Annotated in this window: 4 protein-coding genes; 1 reads left to right on the forward strand and 3 read right to left on the reverse strand. The window is 42.9% G+C overall.

What is annotated here, in order from left to right; genetic code table 11:
• A partial coding sequence (locus VIP81_RS27155) for an alpha-L-rhamnosidase C-terminal domain-containing protein (protein ID WP_331968790.1) occupies nt 1-946 on the forward strand: 946 nt, incomplete at its 5' end.
• Between the two features lie 362 nt (nt 947-1,308).
• On the opposite strand, the gene VIP81_RS27160 is transcribed toward VIP81_RS27155, so the two are convergent.
• The 3 genes from VIP81_RS27160 to VIP81_RS27170 all read right to left on the reverse strand — a co-directional run.
• Complete coding sequence (locus VIP81_RS27160) at nt 1,309-2,124, reverse strand: NAD(P)-dependent oxidoreductase (protein ID WP_331968793.1); 816 nt, start codon at nt 2,122-2,124, stop codon at nt 1,309-1,311.
• A 162-nt stretch (nt 2,125-2,286) separates the two neighbouring features.
• Complete coding sequence (locus VIP81_RS27165) at nt 2,287-3,297, reverse strand: hypothetical protein (RefSeq protein ID WP_331968796.1); 1,011 nt, start codon at nt 3,295-3,297, stop codon at nt 2,287-2,289.
• 357 nt (nt 3,298-3,654) lie between these two features.
• A partial coding sequence (locus tag VIP81_RS27170) for a glycoside hydrolase family 2 protein (RefSeq protein ID WP_331968799.1) occupies nt 3,655-5,542 on the reverse strand: 1,888 nt, incomplete at its 5' end.

Raw genomic sequence — 5,542 nt, forward strand, 5'->3', positions numbered from 1 at the left:
TCTCCGGCATGGACTGGGCGACTGGTACGATATTGGGCCTGCGTTTCCTGGTGAATCACAGCTTACACCCAAGGGGATCACGGCTACGGCTATGTATTTTTATGACCTCAGTATCCTGACTAAGGTAGCAGGTATTTTAGGGAGACGGGAAGATGTGCACAGATACAAGGCTTTATCGGAGCAGGTGAAGGCAGCTTACAATACGGCCTTCTTTAACGATAGCACCAAACAATATGGTACTGGCAGTCAAACCGCCAATGCTATGTCAGTGTACATGGAGCTGGTAGATCCCCGTGATAAAGCCGCCGTGGTAGAAAACATGATAGCGGATATCCGGCAGCACGATAATGGTATTACTGCGGGTGATATTGGCTATCGCTACCTATTGCGGGTGCTGGACGACGAGGGCCGTTCTGATGTGATTTATGATATGAACAGTCGTTCTGATGTTCCGGGCTATGGGCTGCAGCTGGCCAAAGGAGCTACTGCCTTAACGGAATCCTGGCAAGCTTATCACGATGCTTCCAATAATCATTTTATGTTGGGCCACCTGATGGAATGGTTTTATGCAGGTTTGGCCGGTATCCGGCCAGCTCCCGGCAGCGTGGCTTTCCGGGATATGGTGATTCGCCCGGAGCCGGTAGGGGATGTAACCTGGGTGCAAGCCAGTTATGAATCGCCTTATGGTGTTATTTGCTGTAAATGGAAAAAAGAAGAAGGTAATTTTTCCTTAGACGTTCAAATACCCGGTAATACCCGCGCTACTATTTATGTGCCGGCACTGTCTACCTCCGATGTAACCATGAACGGGCAGCGGTTGACAGCGGGTTATAAAGATGGACATTACGTGATCAGTGCTGACTCCGGCGCTTATTCTTTCCTCGTTACCAATACTCCACCCGCCAATACTTCTGCTGGCAGTTACGCCAGTAATCCCACGCGATAATGTTGTTGATTAATAGTTAGGTATCCATAGCATCTGTTGCTATGGAATAACGATTTTGTCTACGAAATTTTTCTATTCAAAAATCGCGTTTTCCCAGGTTTTAAAAATGAACAAAAATGAACAGAGAAAAAAAGAACTGAATGAAACTGAACACGTGTTGCATCAGGGGCCTTTTGTATATTTGGAATGGGTTAACAAGCTGCCTATAAAATTTATAGACAGATACAAACAAATTAAAAATGGCGGCCCTTTCCAGGGCTGTGACAGTTAACAAATCAATCGTCTAAGTGAGAGCTTAGATTGTAAACAAATAATAAAGCCGTTCTTTCCAGAACGGCTTCTTATTTTTTAGTTTGTTGATTTCAAAGAAAAAGGTCTTTCTGTAGTTTGCCACCCGGTACAACAGCGTATTTATCGAAGTCGGTAATACCAGCTGCTTTCAACACCTCTTCATCTATAAATGTATGTCCGGTGTAGGAGCCTGGTTGTTGTAAAATGTATTCTACTGCATCTGCAATAATATCCGGAGTACGACTCCTGTTAATCAATGCTTCTCCGCCCAACAGGTTTTTCACCGCCGCAGTGGCAATGGTGGTGGCCGGCCATAAAGCATTGGAGGCAATGTTGTATTGGGCCAGTTCTGCAGCCCAGCCCATAGCCAGCATACTCATGTTGTACTTACTGATGGTATAGGCAACGTGCGGGCTAAACCATCTTGGGTCCATGTTCACCGGTGGCGATAAGGTGAGGATATGTGGATTATTACCTTTTTTCAGATAAGGAATACAATGCTGCGTTACGAGGAAGGTACCACGTACATTAATATCATACATCAGATCGAATCGTTTGGCGGGTGTTTGCTCTGTATTGGTGAGCTGAATGGCGGACGCATTGTTGATCACTACATCAATGCCCCCAAATTTTTCTACGGCCTGTTGTACGGCTTGTGCAATTTGTGCTTCCTCACGGATATCCACCTGTACGGCCAGGGCTTTGCCGCCGGCTTCTTCTACTTCTTTGGCAGCAGAGTAAATAGTACCTCCCAGGCGCGGGTCTTCTTCCACGCTTTTGGCCGCAATGATAATATTAGCGCCCCTGCTGGCCAAACGTAACGCGATTGCCTTGCCTATGCCGCGGCTTGCGCCGGTAATTAAGATGGTACGTTGCTGAAAAGACATAACCCTTGCTTTTAACAGTGAGAAAAGAAAAGGAATTTAAGGATTCTTTCTCTGACTGCAAAAAGCAAGGGTTATTTTGAGGGGCAAAAGAAAAATGCGGGACCAGGAATGGTCCCGCGAGTCACCAACCTAAAAAATCAAAAAGGGGTGATGTAGAAAAATTCATTGGGCATTACGAACTCTGATGAAGGAACAGTCAAAATAAGATTCAAACAGATTAATAAATTGCTTGGTGTCACGAATGCAGATGGCGTTGCCAATTTCTTCCGGCGTAGCTTTGGTGGCCACCGTCATATCGAACGCATGGATCATTTTACGCTGCAGGTCAAATTCCTCCATCGTAATCTGATAAGTATTTTCAAAAGCAGCTCTCAGCTCCTGTGCTTTCACATCGAAGTGATAGGCAATTTTAGCCAGGTTAAAAGGTTCTTCCACGGTTTCTTTTATGTACTCCACAGTATCTACCAGCGTAGCCTTCATCTCATCGGAATAGTAGATATTAGGCAGATGAGCGATTTTGTCCTGGTTGGCAAAGTTGATAAACAGGTCCAACGCGCATCTGTACAGGAATTTCTCTGCCGCCTGCTCTATATACTTACAATCCGTAATTTCTTTAATGAGGTAATTGCATACCAGGTTAATCTTATAAGGTTTATCCTGCAGCGGTCCACTACCTGGTATCAGCTCCTTCTTGGCCAGTTGTGCCAGCTCGGGATGCTTTTCACCTAATTTAGGCAGATCTGCCGGTAACACATTAATATGAAAACTGAACATTTCATCCCCTCTTTTCATCGGCGCCTCATTGAACTGTGCATTTAATTTAAACAGCACCACTTCCTTGCCATTGAGCGGATAACTGCCTGTTTGCGCTATCTCTGCTTTGGTACCACCATGGGCCATAAAATGGAGTGCCACAATTTCTTTACAGGTAACCGGTAATAAGTTAATCGCTTCCATCGCAAAGATTTCATGCGTCCAGATAGAGAAGAACCCTAATCTGATACACTGACATACCATGTCAAAATCATAATCACGTGTAAAGAAAACTTTCGCAGCGGGGATCAGCAGATGCTGGTATTCTTCTGGTATCTGGTCTACCGGTGTGAAGTTGCAGCTCTCTGTTTCAATTTTTAAGATCTTTTCGGGGAGGGTGGTTTTCCTTGGCCTAGCCATAAACAATGTGATTTGGGTGATTAAATTAGTGTTTCGGTGCCTGTGGATAGTTTGGGCTGTTTTAAAATAGGTTCGCATAAGACAGTAACAAACTATTTCAATCGGCTGTCATTTTGTTTTTTAAAAAAAGTGTGCCTTTTAACGGTTACATATTATATATACACCACAAAAATTCCGAGCGTACCATAGTAATTCAACTTTTTTTTCGAAAATTTTTTTTTGCCGGGTGGAATAAGATCATATTTTAAGTTTTTTAATCAGTTTGAGAAAAAATAGGTCACCAACAAGACTATCGGCGACGTTTCCATGAGTGCACATGGGGCGTAAACCATCCGCCCACATGTACCGCGTAATGCGTTAGTTATTTGTAGGCCAGGTCGGCTGGCCGGATTTCATTTTTTTGAGGGCGTCTGCGTAAACTTTCTCGTCTGGAGCACCTTTCTTCATTTGCAATGCTTTTTCTTCCCATTTGATGGCGTCTCCGGACTTATTAAGTTTATGAAGCAAATTCGCATAAGTGTCGTAAGCTTCAGGATTACCTTGATACCAGGTCTCCAACGCGTATTTCATCACTTGTATCGCAAATTCCAATATTTTTGGGTCGTCTACGTGTTGGAATAACACCCAGGTTACATTGTTGATATGATAAAGGGGATTCTTTAGCGATTTTTCAAAATATAAAACATAGTATTTTCCGAAGTTCTTCCAATCTTTGGGGTCTGGTCCAAATCCTGAATAGATCATGCAACTTCCGTATCCATATTCTTCGCCTAGATCGCCATATTTACTTTTTAGTTTTGCGATGATAGCATCCCAGTTTGGAGGAGTCTTTGAAGTGTAAATAGGTGTTATTTCTTCAGCCTCTATTATTTTTGTGAGGATCTTCATAGCAGTGTTGGCACCTAATACGTCATCTACTTTTTCCTGATTTTTTAGGAATAATTCAAATCCTTTGTCCCTACTGGTAAGTATTGTTTTTGACAGGAACTTTAAATTTTCTTTTGAGAAAGGAGTCGTTAGCAAACTGATATAATTATTGCCAAATTCAGTTGTTTTATCTTGATCTTTCTTACGAATAGCAATGAGAATCAATCTTCTTAAAAATGCGGAATCTCGTTTGCCACTATTGTATTCGCTCACCAGCCGATCATAATTATCATCATTGTCATTTATATCTATGTTTGCGGCAATACTGAAGTTGGGATCAAGATTAAATCCTTTCGTTTGGCTCACAAGTTGTTTGTTAAGCATTCTTAGTTCAGTAACCGGGATTTTAATAACGGACCGATCATAGGTGAGTAAACCATTTTCCTCTCCTTCTACGTCAAAGGGTTGCGTATAGATGGAGGCGCTTAAGCCAGCTTTTTCAAGTTCTTTCAGCTCTTGCATCATTTGGGCATACTTTGCTTTCAATTCGGTGGGCTTTACCTGCACATATCCCCAGCCCTGCATATCATCCCATTCGTGTCCGGGAACCGGTACCCCTATACCGCCAAACTCACCAAGTACCCTGGCTTGGTTGGGTTTGGGCGGAGCCATTCTCGGTTCCGGATAGGAGTGTACGTCTGTCATGTCACTGGATACCCATGGGTTGTCAGCAGGTTCGCGTAATTGATTATCCACATACAATAATTCACCTGAATGGCCGTTAACTATTCTGCTGGGATCATTCTTTTTGACCCACTCTGTTAACCTTTCTTGATCGTAAGCTCCCCAGCGCTCATTGAAAAGTACCCAGGTGATAATACTGGGATGATTGTGTAGTTGTTCCATTGTTTCCTGCACTTCTTTTTCGAAGGCCGGTTTGGATCCAGGCCGGAGGTCCTGGGAAGGGTTTACAAAATCCTGCCATACCAGTACCCCTATTTTATCTGCATGATAGTACCATCTTGCTGGCTCAATTTTAATATGTTTTCTGATAGTATTAAAGCCGAGCGATTTTATTGTTTTAATATCAAATGCTAATGCTTCGTCCGTGGGGGCTGTGTAGAGTCCTTCTGGCCAGAATCCCTGGTCCAGAATGCCCAGATTGTAAGTGTATTTGTTGTTCAGAAAAATGCGATCGGTTCCTTTTTCATCTTTTTGGATGTCTATTTTACGCATACCAAAATAGCTTTTTACTTCATCAATGGGTTTGTTGTTTTTCAATACCCTGACAGTAAGATCATATAAGAATGGATCGTCCGGAGACCATAGTCTTGCATTAGGAATGTTTATCGGAAGGTTAACAATCGATGATGAATTA

The sequence above is a fragment of the Chitinophaga sp. genome, from assembly GCF_036566945.1.
Lineage (GTDB): Bacteria > Bacteroidota > Bacteroidia > Chitinophagales > Chitinophagaceae > Chitinophaga.